Genomic DNA, 23,124 nt, shown 5'->3' on the forward strand with positions numbered 1-23,124 from the left:
TCAATGTCGGCCATCTGGCCAAAGGAAGCCTTTTATGGACACCAAACTGCTCGATATCCTGGCCTGCCCAATCACCAAGGGCCCGCTCAAGCTCAGCGCCGACAAGACCGAGCTGATCAGCAAGGGCGCCGGCCTTGCCTATCCCATTCGCGACGGTATCCCGGTCATGCTGGAAAGCGAGGCACGTACCCTGACCGATGATGAGCGCCTGGACAAATGAGCCTGGATTTCACTGTCGTCATTCCAGCCCGCCTGCGCTCCACGCGCTTGCCAGGCAAGCCCCTGCTGCCCATCGCCGGCAAGCCAATGGTGCAACACGTGTGGGAACAGGCGCGCCGAAGTGCCGCCAGCCGTGTCGTCATCGCAACCGACGATGCCGGCATTTACGAAGCTTGCCAGGCATTTGGCGCCGAAGTGCTGATGACCCGCGTCGACCATGAATCCGGCACTGACCGACTGGCCGAGGTGGCCGTGCAGCTCGGTCTGCCCAGCGACGCCATCGTGGTCAACGTGCAGGGTGACGAGCCGCTGATTCCGCCAGTGATCATCGACCAGGTGGCCGCCAACCTGGCGGCTAACCCGCAAGCCGGTATTGCGACCTTGGCCGAGCTGATCCACGAACCGCAAGCGGTGTTCAACCCCAACGCAGTCAAGGTGGTGAGCGACAAGAACGGCCTGGCCCTGAGCTTTAGCCGTGCGCCGCTGCCGTGGGCCCGCGATGCGTTTGCCAAAGGCCAGGATCTGCCACCCGGTGTGCCTTACCGTCGCCATATCGGCATGTATGCCTATCGGGTTGGTTTCCTCCATGATTTCGTCGGCTGGGGCCCATGCTGGCTGGAGCAGACCGAGGCGCTGGAGCAGCTGCGTGCGTTGTGGCACGGCGTGCGTATTCATGTGGAAGATGCCATCGAGGCCCCCGCCGTGGGCGTGGACACCCCTGAAGACCTGGAGCGCGTACGGCGCTTGCTGGAGGCCTGATGCGCGTTCTGTTCGTGTGCCTGGGCAACATCTGCCGCTCGCCTACTGCCGAAGGCGTGCTGCGTCATCAACTGCAGGCCGCAGGGCTTGCCGATCAGGTGCAGGTAGCCTCGGCCGGTACGGGCGACTGGCACGTTGGCAAGGCGCCCGATAGCCGCACCCTCAAGGCCGCGCTGGCACGTGGCTACGACCTGTCGAAGCAGCGTGCCCAGCAGGTCAAGGTGGCGCACTTCGCCGAGTACGACCTGATCCTGGCGATGGATCAGAGCAACCTGCGCGATCTGCGTGCCCTGCGCCCGTCCACGGCAGTGGGTGAGCTCGACCTGTTTTTGCGCCGCTACGGTTTTGCGCTCGATGAAGTGCCAGACCCGTACTATGGCGGTGCCGACGGCTTCGAGCAGGTGCTCGACCTGATCGAAACCGCCTGCCAAGCGCTGGTCGTGGAAATCAAGGGGCGGTTATGACCGAGCATTGGCAGGAGCAGGTCTCGCTCAAGCCGTACAACACCTTTGGCATCGACGTGAAAGCGCGCTATTTCATCCAGGCCAAAGACGACCTGCAGGTGCGTCAGGCGCTGGACGGTGCGCAGCAGCAGGGTGTACCGGTGCTGGTGATCGGTGGGGGCAGCAACCTGCTGCTGACCCGCGATGTCGATGCCCTGGTGCTGCACGTCGCAACCCAGGGTCGTCGCGTGCTCACTGACGATGGCGAACACGTTGTGGTCGAGGCCGAGGCGGGTGAGGCCTGGCACCCGTTTGTGCAGTGGACGCTCGCGCAGGGGTTTTGCGGGTTGGAGAACCTCAGCCTGATTCCCGGCACAGTAGGCGCTGCACCCATGCAGAACGTGGGCGCTTATGGCGTCGAGATCAAGGATGTCTTCGCTGGCTTGACCGCGCTGGACCGCAAGACGGGTGAAGTCCGTGACTTCGCCTTGTCCGACTGCGCGTTCGGCTACCGTGACAGCCTGTTCAAGCGTAACCCTGGTCGCTGGCTGATACTGCGTGTGCGTTTCGCCTTGAGTCGCACCTTGCAGGCGCGCTTGGACTACGGCCCGGTGCGTCAGCGCCTGGCCGAGCAGGGCAGCACCGTGCTCACTGCGCAGGCCATCAGTGATGCTATCTGCAGTATTCGTCGTGAGAAATTGCCTGATCCGGCCGAGCTGGGTAATGCCGGGAGTTTCTTCAAGAACCCCGTAGTCGCGGCGCAGGTGGTTGAGCGCATTCGTGCGCAGCATCCAGATGTCATTGCCTACCCTCAGGCCGATGGCCAAGTGAAGCTGGCAGCGGGCTGGCTGATCGAGCGGGCGGGCTGGAAGGGCTATCGCGAAGGCGATGCCGGGGTGCATCGCCTGCAGTCGCTGGTGCTGGTCAACCATGGCCAGGCGAGCGGGGCGCAAATGCACGCTCTGGCGCGGCGAATCCAGGCCGACATCCTGGAGCGGTTCGGGGTTGAGCTTGAGATGGAGCCCAATCTTTATTGATGCTGCCTACAGCGTCGTCCAGGCGCCGTGTCCGTCCATAAGGGTAAACGCCCGGCCAAGAAAAAGCCCCGCCAGTTCGCACTGGCGGGGCTTTTTCATTCAGCCTTGGCTATCAACCCTGATGGGTTTTCGGCTCGTCGGCGGTCTCTGACGTTGGCGCGTCGGTAGCGGCGGTAGCCTGGGCGGCTTTGGCGGCAGCCTCAGCCTCACGCTTGCGGCGACGCACTTCACGTGGATCGTTTGGTGCGCGGCCGTTGGACAGCATGACGGTGGCAGGCTCTGCCACGGCGGCTGCGGCGGCTGCTGGCTCACGCTCAGGCGCGGCCGTTTCAGGCTCGGCCACAACCTCTGGCTCGGCCACCTCTGGCTGGGCCTCGACCGCCGGGGCGGGCTGTTCGGCTACCAGGGCAACCTCGATCACGGAAGGTGCCTGCTCGATTTCGCCGGCTTCGATGGCCGGGGCTTCCGCGGGCACTTCAGTGACTGGTGCTTCAGGTGCCTGAACGTCTGCCGGGGCTTCAACGGCTGCAGTTTCGGTGGCCGCGGCTGGCTCAGCAACGGAGGCTTGTTCAATTGCCGGCTGCGGGACAACCTCAACCACTGGCTCGGCCGAGGCCTCGACAAACGGCGCTGGTTCGCTGACTGGCTGCTCGACCGCCGGGGCCACGGCGGCCGCTTCTGCTTGGGCCACAGCGTCAGCCTGCTCGACCGGTTGGGCGATTTCGCTGCTGTCGGTTGGGGCAACAGCGGCGACTTCGGCGGTAGCGCGCTCGGCCTGCTGATTGGCCTGGGCCTCGGCGTCGGTGCTGATGTTGCTGGTCGCAACCGCAGCGGTCACCGCGACGCCTGCGGCCAGCTCTGCGCCCAGCTCGGTGGCCTGGCGCTGTTGAGGCTGCTCTTCGCTGCCTTCTTCTTCACCGTCGATCAACTCACCATTGGCGTTGCGCTGGCGCTCGCGACGGTTGCTGCGGCGACGCTGGCCACGCGAGCGGCGGCGCGGACGCTCGCCATCGTTGCCGTCCTGCTCATCCTGCAGTTGCTCTTCGTTCGGCAGTTGCTCTTCGGCCAGCTCGGCGGCGTGTTCTGCTGCTTCCTCGGCCGCGCGTGGCTGACGTTCTTCACGAGGTTGGCGCGGGGCGCGTTCTTCCCGGGCTGCACGCTCTTCACGAGGCGCCTGATCTTCACGCGGAGCACGCTCTTCGCGAGGTGCGCGCTCTTCACGTGGGGCGCGCTCTTCACGCGGAGCACGCTCTTCCCGAGGCGCGCGCTCTTCACGCGGAGCACGTTCTTCGCGAGGTGCGCGCTCTTCACGCGGAGCACGTTCTTCGCGAGGCGCGCGATCTTCACGTGGAGCACGTTCTTCGCGGGCTACGCGCTCTTCACGCGGCTGACGCTCCTCGCGTTCTGCTGGCGGTGTAGCGTCCAACGGCTCGCGCAGTTCACGCACGCGCTCTTCGCCACGGTTGCCGCGACGGTCCTCGCGCGACTGGCGTGGTGCACGCTCTTCGCGCGGGGCACGTTCTTCTCGTGGTGCACGTTCTTCACGCGCAGCACGCTCCTCGCGTGGCTGGCGTTCCTCGCGCGGGGCGCGCTCGGCACGCTCTTCACGCGGCTTGCGCTCTTCGTCACGACGACCGTTACGGTTACGGCTCTGCTGGCGTCCGTTACGACGTTCCTCGTTGCGCGGGCTGCGCTCGGTAGTCGGCTTTTCAGCGGCAGGGGCGACAGGCGCGGCAGCAGGTTCTTCCTTGCCAGCGAACAGGCTCACCAGCGACTTCACCAAGCCCTTGAACAGGCTGGGCTCCGGGGCGCTTGGGGCAGGGGCGGCGGCTGGCGCAGGCTGTGGCTGCTCGGTGGCAGGCACAGGTGCGTTCGCACGGGCCGGGGCGGTTTTCACAGCGGCTTCCTGGCGAACCAGGGTGCGGGTGGCGGTCGGCTGTGGCGCTTCTTCGGTCTCGCTGGCGGCGATTTCGTAGCTGGACTGGTTGTTCAGTACTTCAGGGTTGTCGTCGCGCAGGCGCTGGACTTCGAAGTGTGGGGTTTCCAGGTGATCGTTCGGCAAGATGATGATGCGTGCACGGGTACGCAGCTCGATCTTGGTGATGGAATTGCGCTTCTCGTTGAGCAGGAAGGCGGCCACCGGGATCGGCACCTGGGCACGGACTTCGGCAGTGCGATCCTTCAGGGCCTCTTCTTCGATCAGGCGCAGGATAGCCAGCGACAGCGATTCCACGTCACGGATGATGCCGGTGCCCGAGCAGCGCGGGCAGACGATGCCGCTGCTTTCGCCCAGCGACGGACGCAGGCGTTGACGGGACATTTCCAGCAGGCCGAAGCGCGAGATGCGGCCAACCTGCACGCGAGCGCGGTCGGCCTCGAGGCATTCACGCACGCGCTCTTCCACGGCGCGCTGGTTCTTGGCAGGGGTCATGTCGATGAAGTCGATCACGATCAGGCCGCCGATGTCACGCAGGCGCAGCTGGCGGGCGATTTCCTCGGCCGCTTCCAGGTTGGTCTGCAGCGCGGTTTCCTCGATGTCGCTGCCCTTGGTGGCGCGTGCCGAGTTGATGTCGATGGACACCAGCGCTTCGGTCGGATCGATCACGATCGAACCGCCTGATGGCAGCTCGACCACGCGCTGGAACGCGGTTTCGATCTGGCTCTCGATCTGGAAGCGGTTGAACAGCGGGACGCTGTCTTCGTACAGTTTGACCTTGCTGGCGTACTGCGGCATGACCTGGCGAATGAAGGTCAGGGCTTCTTCCTGGGCATCGATGCTGTCGATCAGCACTTCGCCGATGTCCTGGCGCAGGTAGTCGCGGATGGCGCGGATGATGACATTGCTTTCCTGATAGATCAGGAACGGCGCGGCGCGGTCCAGTGAGGCTTCCTTGATGGCGGTCCACAGTTGCAGCAGGTAGTCCAGGTCCCACTGCATCTCTTCGCTGCTGCGGCCAAGGCCGGCGGTGCGAACGATCAGGCCCATGTCGCCTGGTACGGTCAGGCCATTGAGCGCTTCGCGCAACTCGTTGCGCTCTTCACCTTCGATGCGACGGGAAATGCCGCCGGCGCGTGGGTTGTTGGGCATCAACACCAGGTAGCGGCCGGCCAGGCTGATGAAGGTGGTGAGGGCGGCGCCTTTGTTGCCGCGCTCTTCCTTCTCGACCTGGACGATGACTTCCTGGCCTTCGCTGAGCACTTCCTTGATGTTGACGCGGCCTTCAGGGGCCTTCTTGAAGTATTCGCGGGAGATTTCTTTCAGCGGCAGGAAGCCGTGACGTTCGGAACCGAAGTCGACGAAGGCGGCTTCGAGGCTAGGTTCGATGCGAGTGATCTTGCCTTTGTAGATGTTGGCCTTTTTCTGCTCACGTGCACCGGACTCGATATCCAGGTCGTAGAGGCGTTGGCCGTCCACCAGGGCTACGCGCAACTCTTCGGGTTGAGTGGCGTTAATCAGCATTCTTTTCATGTTGTACCGTCGGTTTCCGGGCTGCCGGAAACGGCGTTCGGCACACACGACGTCTCATGGTCGGTGCCAAGGTGCGCAAAGGGTGGTTAACCACCCCCGTGTCGAGCGACGTTCGGCACCAGCCGGTTGCCCAGCCTGCCGTTGTCGCGACGACGCGTCCTGTTTTGCTGCGGTGCCAACAAGGCCCCGGAGGCTTCGAATTGTTATCCGAATCAACCAAGCGGGCCTGGTGCACTCAGTCAGGAGGAGGAATCAACCTTCAGCCGTGGACGCCCAGGGGCATCTGTTCAGGACCTTATCCGCTCGCCAGCCGTATGATGGGGCTGGTGGCCGGACGCGGTGCTACACGGTCCGAGGGCTGTGCATCTCCACCCTGCACGTATCCCTGATAATTCGGGTGCTGCCGCGCGCTGAATCCGCAACGGGTTGCATTTTTCGCCAGCGCGATTCTGCGCTGGCGCCATTCATGTCCAAGGCAGGTATTTCCGAGGCATTCGCCATGGGTTGCGTGGAAGCGACGGGCGGGCAGAGGTACTGCGAAAAGAAGCGTGTAAGCAGGTTTGACACCGCACTTGTCGTTTATTTTCGGTCTTCTCTACACGGCGCTGGTGGCGATTCCAGGCAATTCGGTAAACTGGCGAACCCCCGTAGGACGGCCTCGCGTCCTGGAGAATTGCGTAGGTCAGTGACTGGCGCACAGCCTGATTCCACTGGCCTGCCGCTTATGGCGGCGTTCGCGACTATAGCAGCAATGATTAAGTGCTTCAATTCCATAAAAATTGTATGATTGCGCCATGACAACCAATACCTCTCCGACTTCCGGCGTCCAGCTGATTGAAGTCGCGCCGGAACTTGCCGGCCAGCGTATCGACAACTTTCTCATCACAGCCCTCAAGGGTGTGCCCAAGACCTTGGTCTATCGCATCCTGCGCAAGGGCGAGGTGCGAGTGAACAAAGGTCGGGTCAAGCCCGAGTACAAGATCCAGGCGGGCGACATCGTGCGGGTGCCGCCCGTGCGACTGCCTGAGCGCGACGAGCCGGCGCCGGTGGCTCAGGGGCTGCTGCAGCGGCTCGAAGCCGCCATCGTTCACGAAGACAAGGCGTTGATCGTGATGAACAAGCCTGCCGGGATCGCCGTGCATGGCGGTAGCGGGCTGAGTTTTGGGGTGATCGAGGCGCTGCGTCAGTTGCGCCCTGATGCCAAGGAGCTGGAGCTGGTGCATCGCCTGGACCGGGACACCTCGGGCCTGCTGATGATCGCCAAGAAGCGCAGCATGCTGCGCCATCTGCATGCTGCGCTGCGCGGGGATGGCGTGGACAAACGCTACATGGCCCTGGTGCGCGGTCACTGGCCAACCGCGAAGAAGCAAGTCAATGCACCGCTGCTCAAGAGCAACCTGCGCTCAGGCGAGCGCATGGTCGAAGTCAACGACGAAGGCAAGGAGGCGCTGACCCTGTTCCGTGTGCTGCGCCGCTTCGGCGACTTCGCCACCCTCGTGGAGGCGCGCCCGATCACGGGCCGTACCCACCAGATTCGCGTGCATGCCCTGCATGCCGGGCACATGATCGCAGGCGACAGCAAGTATGGCGACGAAGATTTCAGTCGCGAAATCCGCGAGCTGGGCGGCAAGCGTCTTTTCCTGCACGCGTATGCGCTGACGGTGCCGCTTCCGGATGGTGGGGAGCTCAAGTTGGAGGCGCCCGTGGATGAAATGTGGGCCAAGACCGTGGAGCGTTTGAGTGCGCCGTGACTACGCGCTGCTGATCTTCGACTGGGACGGCACCTTGGCCGACTCCGTCGGGCGCATCGTCGAGGCCATGCAGGTTGCTGCCGAGCGCGCCGGCCACGCGCCCAGTCAGGAGCAGGCCATCAAGGGGATCATCGGGCTGTCGCTGGCCGAGGCGATCCACACCCTTTATCCGCGTCTGCCACCTGAGCAGGTAGAGCGCTTTCGTCAGCACTATGCCGATGTCTACACGGCGCTCGATCAACAGCCTTCGCCGCTGTTCGACGGCGTCGTCGAATCGCTGGCGGCCTTTCGCGCCGAGGGCTATCGAATGGCGGTGGCTACCGGCAAGGCGCGCCGCGGTCTTGACAGGGTGCTCAAGGCCAACGGCCTTGAGCGGTTTTTCGATATCACGCGTGCGGCCGATGAGACGCGCGGCAAGCCCCACCCACTGATGCTCGAACAAATACTCGACCATTGCGGCGTCGAACCGGGTCATGCGCTGATGGTCGGAGATTCTGCGTTCGATCTGCAGATGGCCAGTAACGCGGGGATGCACTGCGTCGCCGTGGGTTATGGCGCAATGTCGCTCCAGGCGCTGGCCGAGTTCGGGCCGCAGGTTTGTATCGATCACTTTGGCCAGCTGCGCGAGTGGCTGTCCGGTTCCGCAGGTTCATTTTCGAGGTAGGTGAGCATGGCAGGCGAATGGAAGGCCCCCGAGGCCGAGCCCGAGGAGCGCGAGGAGCGCAAAAGTTGGAAGCTGCTGGAAAAGACCTTGCTGGCGGGGATCCAGGAACAGCGCCGGTCGCGACGCTGGGGTATCTTTTTCAAGCTGCTGACGTTCATCTATCTCTTCGGCATCCTGGCGCTGTTCCTGCCCTGGGCCGACATGGACAAGGCTGCCTCGGGCGGTGCCAGTCATACAGCCTTGGTGGAGGTACGCGGGGTCATCGCCGACCAGGAGGCTGCCAGTGCCGACAACATCGTCAAGGGCCTGCGCGATGCCTTCAAGGACAGCAAGACCAAGGCGGTGGTCCTGCGCATCAACAGCCCGGGCGGCAGCCCCGTGCAGGCAGGCTATGTGTATGACGAGATTCGCCGCCTGCGTGCCGAGCACCCTGGCATCAAGCTGTACGCCGTCATCACCGACCTGGGTGCGTCGGGAGCCTATTACATCGCCAGTGCCGCCGATGAGATCTATGCCGACAAGGCCAGTCTGGTCGGGTCGATTGGCGTGACGGCTGCGGGCTATGGTTTCGTTGGCGCCATGGACAAGCTTGGCGTGGAGCGCCGGCTCTACACGTCCGGTGAGCACAAGGCGTTTCTCGATCCCTTCTCACCGCAGAAACCTGAGGAGACTCAGTTCTGGCAGGGCGTGCTGGACACCACCCACAACCAGTTCATCGCCATGGTCAAGCAGGGGCGGGGCGAGCGACTCAAGGACAAGGATCACCCGGAGCTGTTCAGCGGCCTAGTCTGGTCCGGCGAGCAGGCCAAGGCGCTTGGCCTGATCGATGGCCTGGGCAGTGCCAGCTATGTGGCGCGTGAGGTGGTGGGCGAAAAGGATCTGGTGGATTTCACCGTGCAGGAATCGCCACTGGACCGTTTCTCCAAGCGCATGGGCGCCAGCGTGGCAGAGCGCCTGGCCATGTGGATGGGTTTCCAGGGCCCGCAATTGCGTTAAGCCCAGTCGCCTCTATGGGGTCGGTGCACGACCCCCCGGTTTGGCTATGGTACACGCACTCCCTCCAGGGCCAGCATGTCGACGAGCCGTATCAGTGGGAGCCCCACCAGGCTGGTCGCATCGCACCCCTCGGTGCTTTCGAACAAACTCACGCCAAGCCCTTCGGCCTTGAAACTACCGGCGCAATCGAGGGGCATTTCCGCTGCCACGTAGCGTTCGATACGCTCTCGGTCCAGCGTCCGCAGCTTCACGGTGAACGGCACGCAGTCCACCTGGCACTGCCCGGTGGCGCTGTTGAGCAGCGCCAGTGCGGTAAGGAACGTTACCTGCTGGCCACTGCAGGCGAGCAGCTGTTCGCAGGCTCGCTCGACTGTGTGGGGCTTGCCCAGAATGTGCTCGCCTAGCACCGCGACCTGATCCGAGCCGATGATCAGGTGGTTTGGGTGGCTGCCCGCAAGGGCTTGGGCTTTTTGCATGGCCAGGCGCTGGACCAGGTCGATTGCAGGCTCTTGCGGCTGGCGCGTTTCGTCTATGTCAGGGCTTGCCCAGGTGAACGGAAGGCGCAGGCGCGCAAGCAGTTCGCGGCGATAAAGGGAACTGGAAGCCAGTAACAGTGCAAGCATGGTAAGCTCCTGATTCGGTTGAACCCATCCTATCACGCACGATGCCACCAAATTCCTTTGACAGGGACGGGGGGCATCCCTAGAATGCTGCGCCTATGTTGAATGACCCGATTCCACCTCACGTTGACCCGCGCAAATTGGCTGATCGTGGCGTAACCCTTAGCGGTTCGCTACCACTCGCTGATTTGGAAAGACTCTGCGACCCGCTTTCCGACAATGTCGGTACGGTGCAGGCGAAGTTCGATTTTGAACGAGACGAACAGCACACTGTGGTTATCCACAGCGAGCTGGATGTCGAAGTCAAGATGGTTTGCCAGCGTTGTCTTGAGCTGGTCACCCTGCCGATCCACAGCGAGTGTACCTACGCCGTGGTGAAGGAGGGTGCGAATACCCAGTCGTTGCCGAAAGGCTATGACGTGCTGGAACTGGGCGAAGATCCATTGGATCTGCAGGCGCTGATCGAGGAAGAGCTGTTGCTCGCCTTGCCCATCGTGCCTGCTCATCATCCGGAAGAATGCCAGCAGCCGGCGGGCGCAGACGAGCCCGACTCGAGCAAGGACGAGGTATCGCGGTCCAACCCGTTCAGTGTTTTGGCGCAGTTAAAGCGTGACCCAAACGTTTAGGAGTTAATCAATTATGGCTGTTCAGCAGAACAAAAAATCCCGCTCTGCCCGTGACATGCGTCGTTCGCACGATGCCCTGTCGGAAAACGCGCTGTCGGTAGAGAAGTCCACCGGCGAAGTGCACCTGCGCCACCACGTTTCGCCAGAAGGCGTATACCGTGGTCGCAAAGTGATCGATAAGGGCGCTGACGAGTAATCCTTGTCCGCTCAGATCATCGCGATCGACGCAATGGGCGGGGACTTCGGTCCCCGCAGCATTGTCCAGGCTAGCATCGCCTGCCTGTCGGCTACCCCCTCGCTTCACCTGACCCTCGTCGGTCAACCCTCCCTCTTGGAAGAACTTGTCAGCGGCTATTCAGCTGCCGATCGCGCGCGCCTGCACATTCTCGGTGCCGCAGAAGTGATCGGTATGGACGAGCGGCCTTCACAGGCGTTGCGCGGCAAACCGGATTCATCCATGCGTGTTGCCTTGGAGCTGGTGCGTGACGGCAAGGCCCAGGCCTGTGTCAGCGCCGGTAATACCGGGGCCCTGATGGCGCTGTCTCGTAGCGTGCTCAAGACGCTGCCAGGCATCGATCGTCCAGCCATGGTAGCCGCCATCCCGACACGCACCGGCTACTGCCAGCTGCTTGACCTTGGCGCCAATGTCGACTGCACGGCCGAGCAGCTTTACCAGTTTGCGGTGATGGGGTCGGTGGCGGCGCAGTCGCTGGGCGTGCAGCGCCCGCGAGTGGCACTGCTGAACGTGGGCACCGAAGACATAAAGGGTAATCAGCAGGTCAGGCTGGCGGCAAACCTGTTGCAAGGGGCTCGCGGCCTCAATTACGTCGGTTTCATCGAAGGTGACGGCTTGTACGAAGGGGCAGCGGACGTGGTGGTCTGCGACGGTTTCGTTGGCAATATCCTGCTCAAGTCCAGCGAAGGGTTGGCCACCATGATTGCGCAGCGTATCGAGCAGGCCTTCAGGCGCGGACTGTTGTCGCGCCTGGCAGGCGCTGTGGCCATGCCGCTGCTCAAACGTGTGCAGGCTGATCTGGCCCCGGCACGGCACAACGGTGCCAGCTTTCTGGGGTTGCAGGGCATCGTCGTCAAAAGCCACGGCGCGGCAGGCGTGGAGGGTTTTCAGAGTGCAATCCAGCGCGCCCTGATCGAAATTCAGGAGAATCTGCCAAAGCGCCTCCATGGTCGCCTGGAGGATTTGCTCACGTAGTGTGATGCGAGCCCGCGCTTAGCGGTCTTGCCGACGAAATGCTTAAATGTGACCGCACGGTTTCGGTCTTCATCCAAATGTTCAGATTCTGCGCCCGGCATGCGCCAGGCGCCTCTATCCGACGACAAGATCATAAGGGCTTGTTCAATGTCTGCATCTCTCGCATTCGTCTTTCCAGGTCAAGGTTCCCAGTCGCTGGGCATGCTCGCCGAGCTCGGCGCGCAGAAGCCGGTGATCATCGAGACCTTCAAGGAAGCTTCCGAGGCGCTGGGTTACGACCTTTGGAAACTGGTTCAGGAAGGTCCGCAAGAGCAACTCGATCAGACCGATAAAACGCAGCCGGCCATTCTGACCGCCTCCATTGCGCTATGGCGCCTGTGGCTTGAGGAGGGCGGCGCCAAGCCTGCATTCGTCTCGGGTCATAGCCTGGGTGAGTACAGTGCCCTGGTCGCAGCGGGCAGCATTAGCCTCAAGGACGCCGTTCGCCTGGTCGAGCGCCGCGGCCAGTTGATGCAGGAAGCCGTGCCTGCCGGGCACGGTGCCATGGCCGCAATCCTGGGGCTGGACGACGCCGTCGTGGTACAGATCTGCACCGAAGCGGCTGAAGACGAAGTCGTCAGCGCGGTCAATTTCAATTCGCCGGGCCAGGTGGTGATCGCCGGTAACAAGGCCGCCGTGGACCGGGCCATGGAGCTGTGCAAGGCAAAAGGCGCCAAGCGCGCCTTGCCGCTGGCAGTCAGCGTACCGTCGCACTGCGCGCTGATGAAACCTGCGGCCGAACGATTTGCCGCTGCGGTCAATGCCATCGAGTGGCAGGCGCCACAGATTCCGGTTGTGCAGAATGTGACAGCTGCCATCGCACCCGATCTGGAGGCGCTGAAGCGTGATCTGCTGGCCCAGCTGTACCAGCCCGTGCGCTGGGTCGAGTGCGTCCAGGCGCTGGCTGCCAACGGTGCGGTGCACCTGGTCGAGTGCGGTCCGGGCAAGGTCCTGGCTGGCCTCAACAAGCGCTGCGCCGATGGCGTAACCACCTACAACCTCAACACCCCTGACGCCGTTGCCGCCACGCGTGCGGCACTGGCCTGATTTGGAGAAGCTTGCATGAGCCTGCAAGGTAAAGTTGCACTGGTCACTGGCGCCAGCCGTGGCATTGGCCAGGCCATCGCCCTGGAACTGGGTCGCCAAGGCGCCACCGTCATCGGTACTGCGACCTCGGCCTCGGGTGCCGAGCGTATTGCCGCGACCCTGAAGGAACATGGTATTGCCGGTACCGGCATGGAGCTGAACGTGACCAGCGCCGAATCGGTTGATTCGGTACTGTCGGCCATCGGCGAGCAGTTCGGTGCGCCGACCGTTCTGGTGAACAATGCGGGTATCACGCGTGACAACCTGATGCTGCGCATGAAGGACGACGAGTGGTTCGATGTCATCGATACCAACCTGAACAGCCTCTACCGTCTGTCCAAGGGCGTGTTGCGCGGCATGACCAAGGCGCGCTGGGGCCGTATCATCAGCATCGGCTCGGTGGTCGGCGCCATGGGTAACGCTGGGCAGGCCAACTATGCTGCGGCCAAGGCCGGTCTGGAAGGCTTCAGTCGTGCCCTGGCGCGGGAAGTGGGCTCGCGCGGTATCACCGTCAACTCGGTCACTCCGGGTTTCATCGATACCGACATGACCCGCGAGCTGCCAGAAGCGCAGCGCGAAGCCCTGCAGACCCAGATTCCGCTGGGCCGCCTGGGTCAGGCAGATGAAATCGCCAAGGTGGTTTCGTTCCTGGCCTCTGACGGCGCAGCGTACGTGACGGGCGCAACCGTGCCCGTCAATGGCGGGATGTACATGTAATATCGCCGTTCAATGTGACGGATTTCGTAAAAAAAGAGTCATACTGCGAGCCTAAAATCCGTTATAAAGCTGCAATCAGATTCCAGGGGGCTGGTCGTGGGACTAGGCTGAAGGCGCGTTGAGCTTGAAAAGCGGACGTTCTTCTATAAAATTAGCCACCGGCCAGCTGCCTGACATATATCCATTAGGAGTGAAAACTAGGTATGAGCACCATCGAAGAACGCGTCAAGAAAATCGTCGCCGAGCAACTGGGCGTCAAGGAAGAAGAAGTGACTAACGAGAAGTCCTTCGTCGATGACCTGGGTGCCGATTCGCTTGACACCGTTGAGCTGGTGATGGCTCTGGAAGAGGAATTCGAGACCGAGATTCCTGACGAAGAAGCCGAGAAGATCACTACCGTTCAAGCTGCCATCGACTACGTCAACAGCCACCAGGCCTAAGACGCTGTAGTCGACGCTTCTTGTCGGGAAAAACCGCACTGCCTTGACTGGCGTGCGGTTTTTTCTTTGCAAGCTTTGGCTGTCGCCGTGTCGGCTGCCAGGCCCCGCATCGAGAGCTTGTTGCCATTTCATTCCGTCCAACTGGATGCAATGGCAAGAAACTCTGTCATTAGAAAAGGAGAGTACTGTGTCGCGTAGACGCGTCGTGGTCACCGGTATGGGCATGCTGTCGCCACTGGGTACCGATGTACCGAGCACCTGGCAGGGCATTCTGGCTGGCCGCAGTGGCATCGGTCCGATCGAGCATACGGATCTTTCTGCCTACTCCACCCGTTTTGGTGGCTCGGTGAAGGGCTTCGAGGTTGAACAGTACTTGTCGGCCAAAGAGGCTCGCAAGCTGGATCTGTTCATTCAATACGGTTTGGCAGCCGGTTTTCAGGCAGTGCGCAACGCCGGCCTGGAAGTGACCGACGCCAACCGTGAGCGCATAGGCGTGGCCATGGGCTCGGGCATCGGCGGCCTGACCAATATCGAGGAGACCAGCCGTACATTGCACGACGCAGGCCCTCGGCGCATCTCGCCGTTCTTCGTGCCAGGCTCGATCATCAACATGATCTCCGGCTTCCTGTCGATCCACCTGGGCCTGCAAGGGCCGAACTACGCCATCGCCACCGCCTGCACCACCGGTACCCACTGCATCGGCATGGCTGCGCGCAACATTGCGCATGGCGAGGCTGACGTCATGATCGCCGGCGGCGCTGAAATGGCCGCCTGTGGGCTCGGCATGGGCGGGTTTGGCGCATCGCGCGCGCTTTCCACCCGCAACGATGAGCCTGCGCGGGCCAGTCGCCCCTGGGACAAAGGCCGTGACGGCTTCGTCCTGTCCGACGGTGCCGGTGCCTTGGTGCTCGAAGAACTTGAGCACGCCAAGGCACGGGGTGCAACGATCTACGCCGAGCTCGTAGGGTTTGGCATGAGCGGTGATGCTTATCACATGACGTCGCCACCCGAATCGGGCGAAGGCGCAGCCCGTTGCATGGTCAATGCCCTGCGCGATGCCGGCGTGCAGCCGCAGGAGGTCAGCTACATCAACGCCCACGGCACCTCGACGCCGGCGGGGGACTTGGCCGAAGTGGCAGCCATCAAGCGCGTGTTCGGCGAGCACGCCTACAAGCTGGCCGTGAGCTCCACCAAGTCGATGACCGGGCACCTGCTGGGGGCTGCCGGTGCGGTGGAGGCCATCTTCAGTGTGTTGGCGATCAACAGCCAGATGGCGCCGCCGACCATAAACCTGGATGAGCCGGACGAAGGCTGTGACCTGGACTTCGTGCCGCACCAGGCCCGCAGCATGCCGATCGATGTCGTGCTGTCCAATTCGTTCGGCTTTGGTGGCACCAACGGCTCCCTGGTGTTCCGCCGGTTCGCCGAGTGATGCAAAGCTGGGTCGATGGCACGCCTGCGGCTGCGATCAACCTGCACAACCGCGGGTTGGCGTATGGGGATGGTCTGTTCGAGACCTTCGCTGTACGCAAGGGGCAGCCCTCGCTGCTGGATGAGCACATGGCGCGTTTGGCACTGGGCTGTCAGCGCCTGTCCATCGCCACCGACGTGGCCCTGGTGGCCGATGAAGTAAGACGCTATGCCGCTCAGCTGGGTGAGGGCGTGGCCAAGCTGATCCTGACCCGCGGTGACAGCCAGCGCGGGTATGCACCCGCATCTGGCGTCGTGGCGCGGCGCATCCTGCAAGCCAGCCCGTTGCCCATCTACCCAGCCGAACACGCCGAGTTGGGCGTGCGCCTGTTCATGTGCCAGACCCGGCTCGGGGAACAACCCTTGCTGGCAGGGCTCAAACACCTCAACCGCCTCGAGCAGGTGCTGGCACGGTCCGAATGGCAGGGCGGCGAATACGCCGAAGGCCTGATGCGTGACGGTCAGGGCCGGCTGATCGAGGGTGTCTACAGCAATTTGTTCCTGGTCAAGCAAGGCACGCTTCTTACTGCCAAGCTTGATCGCTGCGGGGTAGCGGGCGTGATGCGCGCCGCACTGCTGGCGCGGGCGAAGCTGATGAATATCCCTGTGCAAGTGCGTGACCTGGCGTTCGATGAGCTCGGACAGGCTGATGAAGCATTCGTTTGCAATAGTGTTTACGGCATCTGGCCCGTCCGCACTGCAGGCGCGCTAAACTGGCTGCCTGGCCCGCTCACCCGAACGTTGCAGGCCGTTGCCCGTACGTTACTGGAAACCTGAATTCGTGAGACGTAAATTCCTGCTGCTGCTGGAAATGTGCCTGATCGTCATGGGCCTGGCCCTTGGCTGGTCGGCCTGGAAGGTCCATTCGGTGTTGGATCAACCTGTGCATGTGGCACAGGAGCGCCTGCTGGATGTGCCCAATGGCGCTACGCCCAATCGCATGTTCTACCGCATGCAACAAGAGGGGCTGTTGGACGACGCGCTATGGCTCAGGTTGTACTGGCGCTTCAACATGGCCGGCGTGCCGCTGCATACGGGCGAGTATCGCCTGACCCCCGGCATGACCGTGAAACAGCTTTTCGACGCCTGGCAGCGGGCCGACGTGGTGCAATACAACCTGACCCTCGTCGAAGGCTGGACGTTCCGCCAGGTGCGCGCGGCGGTGGCCAAGCACGAAAAGATCAAGCAGACACTTGATGGCCTCTCCGATGCCCAAGTCATGGAAAAGCTGGGGCACGCTGGCGTGTTCCCGGAGGGCCGCTTCTTTCCGGACACCTATCGCTTCGTGCGCGGCATGAGCGATGTGGAACTGTTGCAGCAAGCCTACATGCGCCTGGAAGAGGTGCTGGCGCGCGAGTGGGCGGAGCGCGCCCGCGACCTGCCTTATCGTGATCCTTATCAGGCACTGATCATGGCCTCGCTGGTGGAAAAGGAAACCGGCATTCCACAGGAACGCGGGCAGATCGCAGGCGTCTTCGTCCGCCGTCTGCGCCTGGGCATGATGCTGCAGACCGATCCAACGGTCATCTATGGCATGGGCGAGCGTTACAACGGCCGCATCACACGCGCTGATTTGCGCCAGCCGACGCCTTACAACACCTACACCATGACTGGGCTGCCGCCGACACCTATTGCGATGGTCGGCCGTGAGGCCATCCATGCGGCGTTGAACCCGGCAGATGGCACCAGCCTTTACTTCGTCGCGCGCGGTGACGGTAGCCACGTCTTTTCCGATGACCTGGACGATCACAACTCTGCTGTGCGCGAGTTTCAGCTCAAGCGTCGGGCAGATTACCGCTCAAGCCCCGGCACCGCGCAGCCAACCCCCTCGGACAATGTGGCGCCGTCCGGTTCATCTCAGGCGCCTGAGGCGGGAGCATCGGATGATGCATCTGCTCCGGCCGCTGCGCCTGAACAGGGTAAGGTCGATGGCGATCGGGCGACCGAATCGTCGGCGCCCGACGCCCCCCAATAAGGACTGTATGTGAGCGGCTTGTTTATTACACTGGAAGGCCCCGAAGGCGCGGGCAAGAGCACCAACCGGGAATACCTGGCTGCCCGGCTGCGCGAGCAAGGGCTGGACGTGGTGCTGACCCGCGAGCCAGGCGGCACGCCACTGGCTGAAAAGATTCGTGAGTTGCTGCTGTCGCCGAGCGATGAGGCGATGCACGCCGATACCGAGCTTTTGTTGGTGTTCGCTGCACGCGCTCAACACCTTGCACAGGTGATCCGACCGGCGCTGGCGGGTGGGGCGGTGGTGCTGTGTGACCGGTTCACAGATGCAACTTACGCCTATCAGGGGGGCGGGCGCAGCTTACCCGTCGACCGTATCGCGACGCTTGAGCAGTTCGTGCAGGACGACCTTCGCCCTGACCTGACGTTGGTGTTTGATCTGCCAGTCGAAGTAGGCCTGGCCCGCGCCGCAGCGCGAGGGCGGCTGGATCGGTTCGAGCAGGAAGGGCAGGCGTTTTTCGAGGCGGTCCGTCGCGCCTACCTGGAACGCGCAGCTGCGGCACCCCAACGCTATACGTTGCTGGATGCGTCGCAGTCGCTGGCGAACGTTCAGCAAGCGTTGGACAGATTGCTGCCAGGTATCGTGGAGCGCTGCCGTGGCTGATGCCTATCCTTGGCAGCAGACGCTATGGGAGCAACTGGCTGGCCGCGCCCAGCATGCCCATGCCTATCTGCTGCACGGTCCCAAGGGGATAGGCAAGCGTGATCTGGCCGAGCGTCTGATGGCGCGGCTGCTGTGCCAGCGGCCTAATGGCACGCTGCCTTGTGGCCAGTGCAAGTCCTGCCATTTGCTCAAGGCCGGTAGTCACCCTGACAACTTCATGCTTGAGCCTGAAGAGCTGGACAAGCCAATCAAGGTGGATCAGGTCCGTGAACTGGTTGCATTCGTCGCTCAGACCGCGCAGTTGGGCGGGCGCAAGGTCGTCATGATCGAGCCTGTCGAATCGATGAACGTGAACGCCTCCAATGCGCTGCTCAAAAGCCTGGAGGAGCCTTCTGGCGACACGGTGCTGCTGTTGGTGACCCACCAACCCAGCCGCTTGCTGCCTACCATCAAGAGCCGGTGCCAGCAGGTCACCTGTCCACAGCCGACCAAGGCCCAGAGCCATGCCTGGCTGGCCAGCGCCTTGCCGGAGACTGATGAGGCCCGGCGTGACGATCTGTTGACCTTGTCTGCCGGCTCGCCGCTGTTGGCCCTGAGTCTTCATCAACACGGCGTGCATGAACAGCGTGCCCTGGTGACCGACGGTGTGAAGAAGCTGCTCAAGCAGCAGCAGTCGCCCAGCCAGTTGGCCGACGCCTGGACAGCCGTGCCGTTGTTGTTGCTGTTCGATTGGTTTTTCGACTGGGCCCAGCTGATCCTGCGTTACCAGTTGACCCAGGACGATGATGGGCTCGGCATGGCCGACATGCGCAAGGTGGTGCAATACCTTGCGCAAAAGAGCCGTCCGGCCAACGTCCTCGAGGTTCAGGCCTGGATCCTTGAGCAGCGTCAGAAAGTGTTGAGCAAGGCGAACCTGAACCGTGCTTTGCTGATCGAATCGTTGCTGGCCCATTGGCTACAACTGCCAACTGGGCGCTGACTTTAATCCTTATCCGTGTGTGTACCCATGCTTGTAGATTCCCATTGCCATCTTGACCGCCTTGACCTCAGCGCCCACGGGGGTTCGCTCGATGCTGCCTTGAAGGCAGCACGCGCTCGGGGTGTCGGGCACTTTCTGTGCATCGGTGTCAGTGCCGAAAATGCAGGCGCAGTCAAAGCGTTGACCGAGCAATACAGCGATGTGGATTGCTCGGTAGGCGTTCACCCGCTGGACCTGGCGCCGGGTGCAGCGCCTGCCTTGGACTGGCTGTTGACCGAATTGGCCCATCCCCATGTAGTGGCGATCGGTGAAACCGGCCTGGATTACCATTACGAGCCGGAAGCTGCCGAACTGCAGCAGGCGTCATTTCGCTTGCACCTGGAAGCTTCGCGGCAGACGGGAAAACCGGTGATCGTCCATACCCGAGCGGCCCGTGCCGATACCTTGGCGCTGTTGCGTGAGGCGAACTTGCCGCAGGCAGGTGTTTTGCACTGCTTTACCGAAGACTGGGAAATGGCCAAGGCGGCGTTGGATCTTGGGTATTACATCTCGCTTTCGGGGATCGTGACGTTCCGTAATGCCGAGGCGTTGCGGGAGGTGGCGCGGCAGGTGCCGACGGATCGGCTTCTGGTGGAAACCGACTCGCCGTATTTGGCGCCGATTCCCTATCGGGGTAAACCTAACCTGCCTCAATATGTGCGGGAAGTCGCTGAATATGTGGCTTCATTACGGTGTGTCAGCTATGAACAGTTGGCTGAGCAGACCACTACAAACTTCAAGCGGTTGTTTCCGTTGGCAAGGGTTTGCTAAGCCGCATACTCTGAGTTAACGCTGCAGCTGCAGCTGCAGCTGCAGTTGCTCTTGCTCTTGCTCTTGCTCCTAAGTGCGCTGTAGTCCAGGCGCCGCAGATCGCGACTTCAGGAGGCCGAGCGCAGGGCTTGCGGAGGGAGGTGACGGGCATGGATGCCCGTCAAGCGCTGGGCCCCAGGATGGGGCCTGCAGCGCGGTCCTCCCGGGAGCAAGCCCGGAGCGAGGGAACCCCGGAGCGCAGCGTAGGGGCCGGATGATAGGAGCAGGCGGTTTTTGCTTACTTTTTGACAAGACAAAAAGTGAGCCGCCGTAAGGGCGGAAGGGGGACTGCGCGCCACCCGCGCCAATGAATACCGACTCGATATATGCGCCCACGCTTTGAAGTTTGAAGTTTGAAGTTTGAAGTTTGAAGTTTGAAGTTTGAAGTTTGATTGGGTTGGTGTGGGTATCGATAGAGAGCATAGTCCATTTGCGATGGCGACGCTGAATCACCTTTTCGCCCTTACGGCGAGTTACTTTTTGTCAAACGCCACAAAAAGTAACCAAAAAAGGCTGCGCTCCGTTCATACGGCCCCTACGCTGCGCTTCGGGGTTCCCTCACTCCGGTCTTGCTCCCGGGAGGACCGCGCTGTAGGCCCCATCCTGGGGCCCAGCGCTTGACAGGCATCCATGCCTGTCACCTCCCTCCGCAAGACCTGCGTTCGGCCTTCTGAAGTCGCGAAGATCAAGATCAAGATCAAGATCAAGATCAAGATCAAGATCAAGATCAAGATCAAGATCAAGATCAAGATCAAGATCAAGATCAAGATCAAGAGCTGAACGGTAGCGTGGGGGTCGCGGGGATCTGCTTTACGCTAGCCACCCAACCCCCCCTCAAAAAAAACCCGGCTTCTGGGGGGGAATCCGGGTTAAGACCATTAGGAGTAGAACAAAGGTACGCGGTCCCTGAGTACCTTTATCGCCGCGTCACTCGGGGGGATGCGCCGCGCCGACCCCTTGAGTATTGCCCAGGCTACGCACAATGCCAGGCAAAATTGATCGTTTTTTAAACAGATTTGGAATACTCCAGGCCAGGCTGCCAACGATCAGGATCACCCGCACACCACCGAAAACAGAGGTGACCACGGATGATCCGTGCAATTTCGCGCAAGTTAGGCATAATAATCCGCTTCGATCGTCAGCCAGTCCTTCCCATGCAGAAAGAACCTCGTAAGGTCCGTGAGTTTCGCCGTCGCGAACAGGAAATCCTAGACACCGCACTCAAGCTGTTCCTCGAGCAAGGCGAGGACAGCGTCACCGTCGAAATGATCGCCGACGCCGTGGGTATCGGCAAAGGCACGATCTACAAGCATTTCAAGTCCAAGGCAGAGATCTACCTGCGCCTGATGCTCGACTACGAGCGCGACCTCAATGAGCTTCTGCATTCGGCCGATGTAGACCGCGACAAGGAAGCCCTGTCTCGTGCCTACTTCGAATTTCGCATGCGCGACCCGCAACGCTACAGGCTCTTCGATCGTCTGGAAGAGAAGGTAGTCAAGGGTAACCAAGTGCCGGAAATGGTCGAGCAACTGCATAGCATTCGCGCCTCCAACTTCGACCGCCTCACGCAACTGATCAAAGGCCGCATCAGTGAGGGCAAGCTTGAAGATGTACCCCCTTATTTCCACTATTGTGCCGCCTGGGCATTGGTCCATGGGGCGGTAGCGCTCTATCACTCCCCGTTCTGGAGCAATGTGCTGGAAGATCAAGAAGGCTTCTTCCAGTTCCTGATGGACATCGGCGTACGCATGGGCAACAAACGCAAGCGCGACCCCGACCCAGCCAGCTGAGTCAGCACCGGCCCAGGCGTGTGGCCAACCCAAAACTGGCGCAAAAGCTGCATTCGTCAGCCATTCGCCGGCTTTTTTGACGCCGGCCCTTGGAGGAATGATGCGGAGCCTGGTCTTGGTGCTGACGCTTGCGGCGTTGGGCGGGTGCATGAAAGTAAGTGATATGGGGGAAGGTGTTCGCTACCACATGAGCGATGCCGGCCTGCTGGATCACAGCGATACCCGTCGTACGCTGTCGATCCGACTGCAGCCCGATTCCTTTATCTTCATTGGGCAAGGTGCATTCGTGCCGCCCGGTAAAGGCCCGGTCCCGCAGCAGAATGCGGTGGCCGAAGAGGCCTTCAAAAGCTTCGTTGAGTATTTCCCGATGCTACGCCGTGCCGAGGCACCGCTGGGCCTGGAAGAGGCCATTGCGCAGGCACGCTCATTTGGGGCCGATTACGTGCTCTATACCCGTTTCGCTCGTACCGATGACCGCATTGGCAATGGGGACGAGTGGTACGACGAACAGGCCGTGGACCGACTGGGTTGGGATAGCGGCGTGGTACAGATGATGCTCATCGAAACCAGTACCCGCTACCTGATAGACACGGTCCGTATCAAAAGCCGTGGCGGTTTGTTGACGTTCCACGACCAGACGCCCAGGGATTTGCTTGCTGCGCCCATGCGCGAGTACGCTCGTAGCCTTCTTGGCATGAGTCGATGAGGCACTGCGATGAATGAGACGGGCAAGGCCAATGACCTGCTGACACAGCTTCCAACGTCCAAGGGCTTGCCGCCTGTGCACCTCTGGAATCCCGATTTCTGCGGCAACATCGACATGCGTATCGCACGGGACGGAACGTGGTATTACTTGGGCACGCCTATCGGCCGCAAGCCGATGGTGAAGCTCTTTTCTTCGATCATCCGCCGCGACGGTGATGATTACTTTCTGGTAACGCCAGTCGAGAAGGTCGGCATCAAAGTCGACGATGCACCGTTCGTTGCCGTGGCCCTGGAAGTGACGGGGGAGGGGGAGCAGCAGGTGTTACGCTTCACCAACAATGTGGATGATCAGGTCGAAGCAGGGCCTGACCATCCGCTGCGGGTGGTGACTGACCCCGTCACCCAGGCGCCTTCGCCTTATGTGCTGATGCGCAGCAATCTTGAGGCGTTGATTCACCGTAATGTCTTCTATCAGCTGGTCGAGTTGGCCGTTGCGCGGCAAATCGCAGATCAGCAATGGTTAGGCGTGTGGAGCCGGGGTGAGTTCTATCCCATAGGGCAGGTGGATTATCCCTGAGTCACGCTTCACCGCACTTCACTGGGGCATGAAGACCGTGTGGAAGGTGGTTGATAACTAG

At 61.8% G+C, this 23,124-nt stretch carries 26 protein-coding genes; 23 read left to right on the forward strand and 3 right to left on the reverse strand.

Translation table 11 applies throughout. The features are described 5' to 3' along the window. Positions 1-34: 34 nt before the first annotated feature. From NMB38_RS06555 to murB, 4 genes are read left to right on the forward strand one after another with little or no spacing between them, the layout of a single operon-like run. The gene (locus NMB38_RS06555; RefSeq protein WP_003247142.1) at positions 35-220 is read left to right on the forward strand and encodes a Trm112 family protein; all 186 of its coding nucleotides are present in this window, start codon (positions 35-37) and stop codon (positions 218-220) included. Beyond that, a complete protein-coding gene (gene kdsB, locus NMB38_RS06560; protein ID WP_023533083.1) occupies positions 217-978 on the forward strand; it encodes a 3-deoxy-manno-octulosonate cytidylyltransferase in 762 nt (253 codons plus the stop codon). The genes NMB38_RS06555 and kdsB overlap by 4 nt, the downstream gene beginning before the upstream one ends. Further along, positions 978-1,442, forward strand: a complete 465-nt coding sequence (locus NMB38_RS06565; RefSeq protein WP_490806144.1) for a low molecular weight protein-tyrosine-phosphatase — start codon at positions 978-980, stop codon at positions 1,440-1,442. The genes kdsB and NMB38_RS06565 overlap by 1 nt, the downstream gene beginning before the upstream one ends. Next, on the forward strand, positions 1,439-2,458 hold the full coding sequence (murB, locus tag NMB38_RS06570) for a UDP-N-acetylmuramate dehydrogenase (protein WP_028687684.1): 1,020 nt from the start codon (positions 1,439-1,441) through the stop codon (positions 2,456-2,458). The genes NMB38_RS06565 and murB overlap by 4 nt, the downstream gene beginning before the upstream one ends. Before the next feature lie 112 nt (positions 2,459-2,570). On the opposite strand, the gene rne is transcribed toward murB, so the two are convergent. Beyond that, entirely contained in the window at positions 2,571-5,927 is a 3,357-nt protein-coding gene (gene rne, locus NMB38_RS06575) for a ribonuclease E (RefSeq protein ID WP_059183199.1), read from the reverse strand. Positions 5,928-6,721: 794 nt separating this feature from the next. Here rne and rluC point away from each other — a divergent pair. From rluC to NMB38_RS06590, 3 genes are read left to right on the forward strand one after another with little or no spacing between them, the layout of a single operon-like run. Continuing rightward, entirely contained in the window at positions 6,722-7,678 is a 957-nt protein-coding gene (gene rluC / locus NMB38_RS06580; protein WP_023533098.1) for a 23S rRNA pseudouridine(955/2504/2580) synthase RluC, read from the forward strand. Continuing rightward, entirely contained in the window at positions 7,668-8,342 is a 675-nt protein-coding gene (locus NMB38_RS06585; protein ID WP_059183198.1) for an HAD family hydrolase, read from the forward strand. Before rluC ends, NMB38_RS06585 begins: the two co-directional genes overlap by 11 nt. A gap of 6 nt (positions 8,343-8,348) precedes the next feature. Further along, complete coding sequence (locus NMB38_RS06590; protein ID WP_049696402.1) at positions 8,349-9,338, forward strand: S49 family peptidase; 990 nt, start codon at positions 8,349-8,351, stop codon at positions 9,336-9,338. Between the two features lie 44 nt (positions 9,339-9,382). Here the strand turns inward: NMB38_RS06590 and NMB38_RS06595 are convergent, their stop codons facing one another. Further along, positions 9,383-9,961, reverse strand: a complete 579-nt coding sequence (locus NMB38_RS06595) for a Maf family protein (protein WP_027914356.1) — start codon at positions 9,959-9,961, stop codon at positions 9,383-9,385. A gap of 95 nt (positions 9,962-10,056) precedes the next feature. On the opposite strand from NMB38_RS06595, the gene NMB38_RS06600 reads away from it, so the two are divergent. The 13 genes from NMB38_RS06600 (at position 10,057) to NMB38_RS06660 (ending at position 20,771) form a co-directional block, all read left to right on the forward strand. Beyond that, positions 10,057-10,584, forward strand: a complete 528-nt coding sequence (locus NMB38_RS06600; RefSeq protein WP_027914357.1) for a YceD family protein — start codon at positions 10,057-10,059, stop codon at positions 10,582-10,584. Between the two features lie 13 nt (positions 10,585-10,597). After that, on the forward strand, positions 10,598-10,780 hold the full coding sequence (gene rpmF, locus NMB38_RS06605) for a 50S ribosomal protein L32 (protein WP_008096416.1): 183 nt from the start codon (positions 10,598-10,600) through the stop codon (positions 10,778-10,780). 3 nt (positions 10,781-10,783) lie between these two features. Beyond that, a complete protein-coding gene (gene plsX, locus NMB38_RS06610) occupies positions 10,784-11,794 on the forward strand; it encodes a phosphate acyltransferase PlsX (protein ID WP_111475463.1) in 1,011 nt (336 codons plus the stop codon). Positions 11,795-11,941: 147 nt separating this feature from the next. Next, a complete protein-coding gene (fabD, locus tag NMB38_RS06615) occupies positions 11,942-12,880 on the forward strand; it encodes an ACP S-malonyltransferase (protein ID WP_080992890.1) in 939 nt (312 codons plus the stop codon). Positions 12,881-12,895: 15 nt separating this feature from the next. Further along, positions 12,896-13,636 carry a 3-oxoacyl-ACP reductase FabG gene (fabG, locus tag NMB38_RS06620; RefSeq protein ID WP_027914360.1) on the forward strand — a complete coding sequence of 247 codons (741 nt, stop codon included), beginning with the start codon at positions 12,896-12,898 and terminating at the stop codon, positions 13,634-13,636. A 203-nt stretch (positions 13,637-13,839) separates the two neighbouring features. Next, the gene (gene acpP, locus NMB38_RS06625) at positions 13,840-14,076 is read left to right on the forward strand and encodes an acyl carrier protein (protein ID WP_027914361.1); all 237 of its coding nucleotides are present in this window, start codon (positions 13,840-13,842) and stop codon (positions 14,074-14,076) included. Positions 14,077-14,263: 187 nt separating this feature from the next. Continuing rightward, positions 14,264-15,508 (forward strand): beta-ketoacyl-ACP synthase II, encoded by a 1,245-nt coding sequence (gene fabF / locus NMB38_RS06630; RefSeq protein WP_023533084.1) that lies wholly within the window; start codon positions 14,264-14,266, stop codon positions 15,506-15,508. Continuing rightward, positions 15,508-16,323 (forward strand): aminodeoxychorismate lyase, encoded by an 816-nt coding sequence (gene pabC / locus NMB38_RS06635; protein ID WP_027914362.1) that lies wholly within the window; start codon positions 15,508-15,510, stop codon positions 16,321-16,323. Before fabF ends, pabC begins: the two co-directional genes overlap by 1 nt. A 4-nt stretch (positions 16,324-16,327) precedes the next feature. Then, positions 16,328-17,521, forward strand: a complete 1,194-nt coding sequence (gene mltG, locus NMB38_RS06640; RefSeq protein WP_281212075.1) for an endolytic transglycosylase MltG — start codon at positions 16,328-16,330, stop codon at positions 17,519-17,521. Between the two features lie 9 nt (positions 17,522-17,530). After that, a complete protein-coding gene (gene tmk / locus NMB38_RS06645) occupies positions 17,531-18,163 on the forward strand; it encodes a dTMP kinase (protein WP_027914363.1) in 633 nt (210 codons plus the stop codon). Then, the gene (locus tag NMB38_RS06650; RefSeq protein WP_027914364.1) at positions 18,156-19,142 is read left to right on the forward strand and encodes a DNA polymerase III subunit delta'; all 987 of its coding nucleotides are present in this window, start codon (positions 18,156-18,158) and stop codon (positions 19,140-19,142) included. Before tmk ends, NMB38_RS06650 begins: the two co-directional genes overlap by 8 nt. A 27-nt stretch (positions 19,143-19,169) precedes the next feature. Further along, positions 19,170-19,952 carry a TatD family hydrolase gene (locus tag NMB38_RS06655; protein WP_027914365.1) on the forward strand — a complete coding sequence of 261 codons (783 nt, stop codon included), beginning with the start codon at positions 19,170-19,172 and terminating at the stop codon, positions 19,950-19,952. Between the two features lie 669 nt (positions 19,953-20,621). After that, complete coding sequence (locus NMB38_RS06660) at positions 20,622-20,771, forward strand: hypothetical protein (protein ID WP_196126689.1); 150 nt, start codon at positions 20,622-20,624, stop codon at positions 20,769-20,771. A 147-nt stretch (positions 20,772-20,918) separates the two neighbouring features. Here the strand turns inward: NMB38_RS06660 and NMB38_RS06665 are convergent, their stop codons facing one another. Beyond that, on the reverse strand, positions 20,919-21,077 hold the full coding sequence (locus tag NMB38_RS06665; RefSeq protein WP_154665224.1) for a hypothetical protein: 159 nt from the start codon (positions 21,075-21,077) through the stop codon (positions 20,919-20,921). A 68-nt stretch (positions 21,078-21,145) separates the two neighbouring features. On the opposite strand from NMB38_RS06665, the gene NMB38_RS06670 reads away from it, so the two are divergent. From NMB38_RS06670 to NMB38_RS06680, 3 genes are all read left to right on the forward strand, one after another. Beyond that, positions 21,146-21,781, forward strand: coding sequence for a TetR/AcrR family transcriptional regulator (locus NMB38_RS06670; RefSeq protein ID WP_023535859.1), 636 nt, complete (start codon positions 21,146-21,148; stop codon positions 21,779-21,781). Between the two features lie 100 nt (positions 21,782-21,881). Then, positions 21,882-22,487, forward strand: a complete 606-nt coding sequence (locus NMB38_RS06675) for a DUF4823 domain-containing protein (protein ID WP_028688125.1) — start codon at positions 21,882-21,884, stop codon at positions 22,485-22,487. A 9-nt stretch (positions 22,488-22,496) separates the two neighbouring features. Continuing rightward, positions 22,497-23,063 carry a DUF1285 domain-containing protein gene (locus tag NMB38_RS06680; RefSeq protein WP_028688126.1) on the forward strand — a complete coding sequence of 189 codons (567 nt, stop codon included), beginning with the start codon at positions 22,497-22,499 and terminating at the stop codon, positions 23,061-23,063. Positions 23,064-23,124 lie beyond the last annotated feature (61 nt).

Source organism: Pseudomonas sp. FBCC-B35 (genome assembly GCF_059133755.1).

Coding starts and splice junctions, on each gene's coding strand:
- NMB38_RS06655 (WP_027914365.1), top strand. CDS start 19,170: ATGCTTGTAGATTCCCATTGCCATCTTGACCGCCTTGACCTCAGCGCC.
- NMB38_RS06565 (WP_490806144.1), top strand. CDS start 978: ATGCGCGTTCTGTTCGTGTGCCTGGGCAACATCTGCCGCTCGCCTACT.
- NMB38_RS06555 (WP_003247142.1), top strand. CDS start 35: ATGGACACCAAACTGCTCGATATCCTGGCCTGCCCAATCACCAAGGGC.
- kdsB (WP_023533083.1), top strand. CDS start 217: ATGAGCCTGGATTTCACTGTCGTCATTCCAGCCCGCCTGCGCTCCACG.
- rluC (WP_023533098.1), top strand. CDS start 6,722: ATGACAACCAATACCTCTCCGACTTCCGGCGTCCAGCTGATTGAAGTC.
- NMB38_RS06680 (WP_028688126.1), top strand. CDS start 22,497: ATGAATGAGACGGGCAAGGCCAATGACCTGCTGACACAGCTTCCAACG.
- NMB38_RS06660 (WP_196126689.1), top strand. CDS start 20,622: ATGCCTGTCACCTCCCTCCGCAAGACCTGCGTTCGGCCTTCTGAAGTC.
- rne (WP_059183199.1), bottom strand. CDS start 5,927: ATGAAAAGAATGCTGATTAACGCCACTCAACCCGAAGAGTTGCGCGTA.
- murB (WP_028687684.1), top strand. CDS start 1,439: ATGACCGAGCATTGGCAGGAGCAGGTCTCGCTCAAGCCGTACAACACC.
- rpmF (WP_008096416.1), top strand. CDS start 10,598: ATGGCTGTTCAGCAGAACAAAAAATCCCGCTCTGCCCGTGACATGCGT.
- NMB38_RS06595 (WP_027914356.1), bottom strand. CDS start 9,961: ATGCTTGCACTGTTACTGGCTTCCAGTTCCCTTTATCGCCGCGAACTG.
- fabD (WP_080992890.1), top strand. CDS start 11,942: ATGTCTGCATCTCTCGCATTCGTCTTTCCAGGTCAAGGTTCCCAGTCG.
- pabC (WP_027914362.1), top strand. CDS start 15,508: ATGCAAAGCTGGGTCGATGGCACGCCTGCGGCTGCGATCAACCTGCAC.
- NMB38_RS06670 (WP_023535859.1), top strand. CDS start 21,146: ATGCAGAAAGAACCTCGTAAGGTCCGTGAGTTTCGCCGTCGCGAACAG.
- NMB38_RS06675 (WP_028688125.1), top strand. CDS start 21,882: ATGCGGAGCCTGGTCTTGGTGCTGACGCTTGCGGCGTTGGGCGGGTGC.
- NMB38_RS06600 (WP_027914357.1), top strand. CDS start 10,057: ATGTTGAATGACCCGATTCCACCTCACGTTGACCCGCGCAAATTGGCT.
- acpP (WP_027914361.1), top strand. CDS start 13,840: ATGAGCACCATCGAAGAACGCGTCAAGAAAATCGTCGCCGAGCAACTG.
- NMB38_RS06590 (WP_049696402.1), top strand. CDS start 8,349: ATGGCAGGCGAATGGAAGGCCCCCGAGGCCGAGCCCGAGGAGCGCGAG.
- fabG (WP_027914360.1), top strand. CDS start 12,896: ATGAGCCTGCAAGGTAAAGTTGCACTGGTCACTGGCGCCAGCCGTGGC.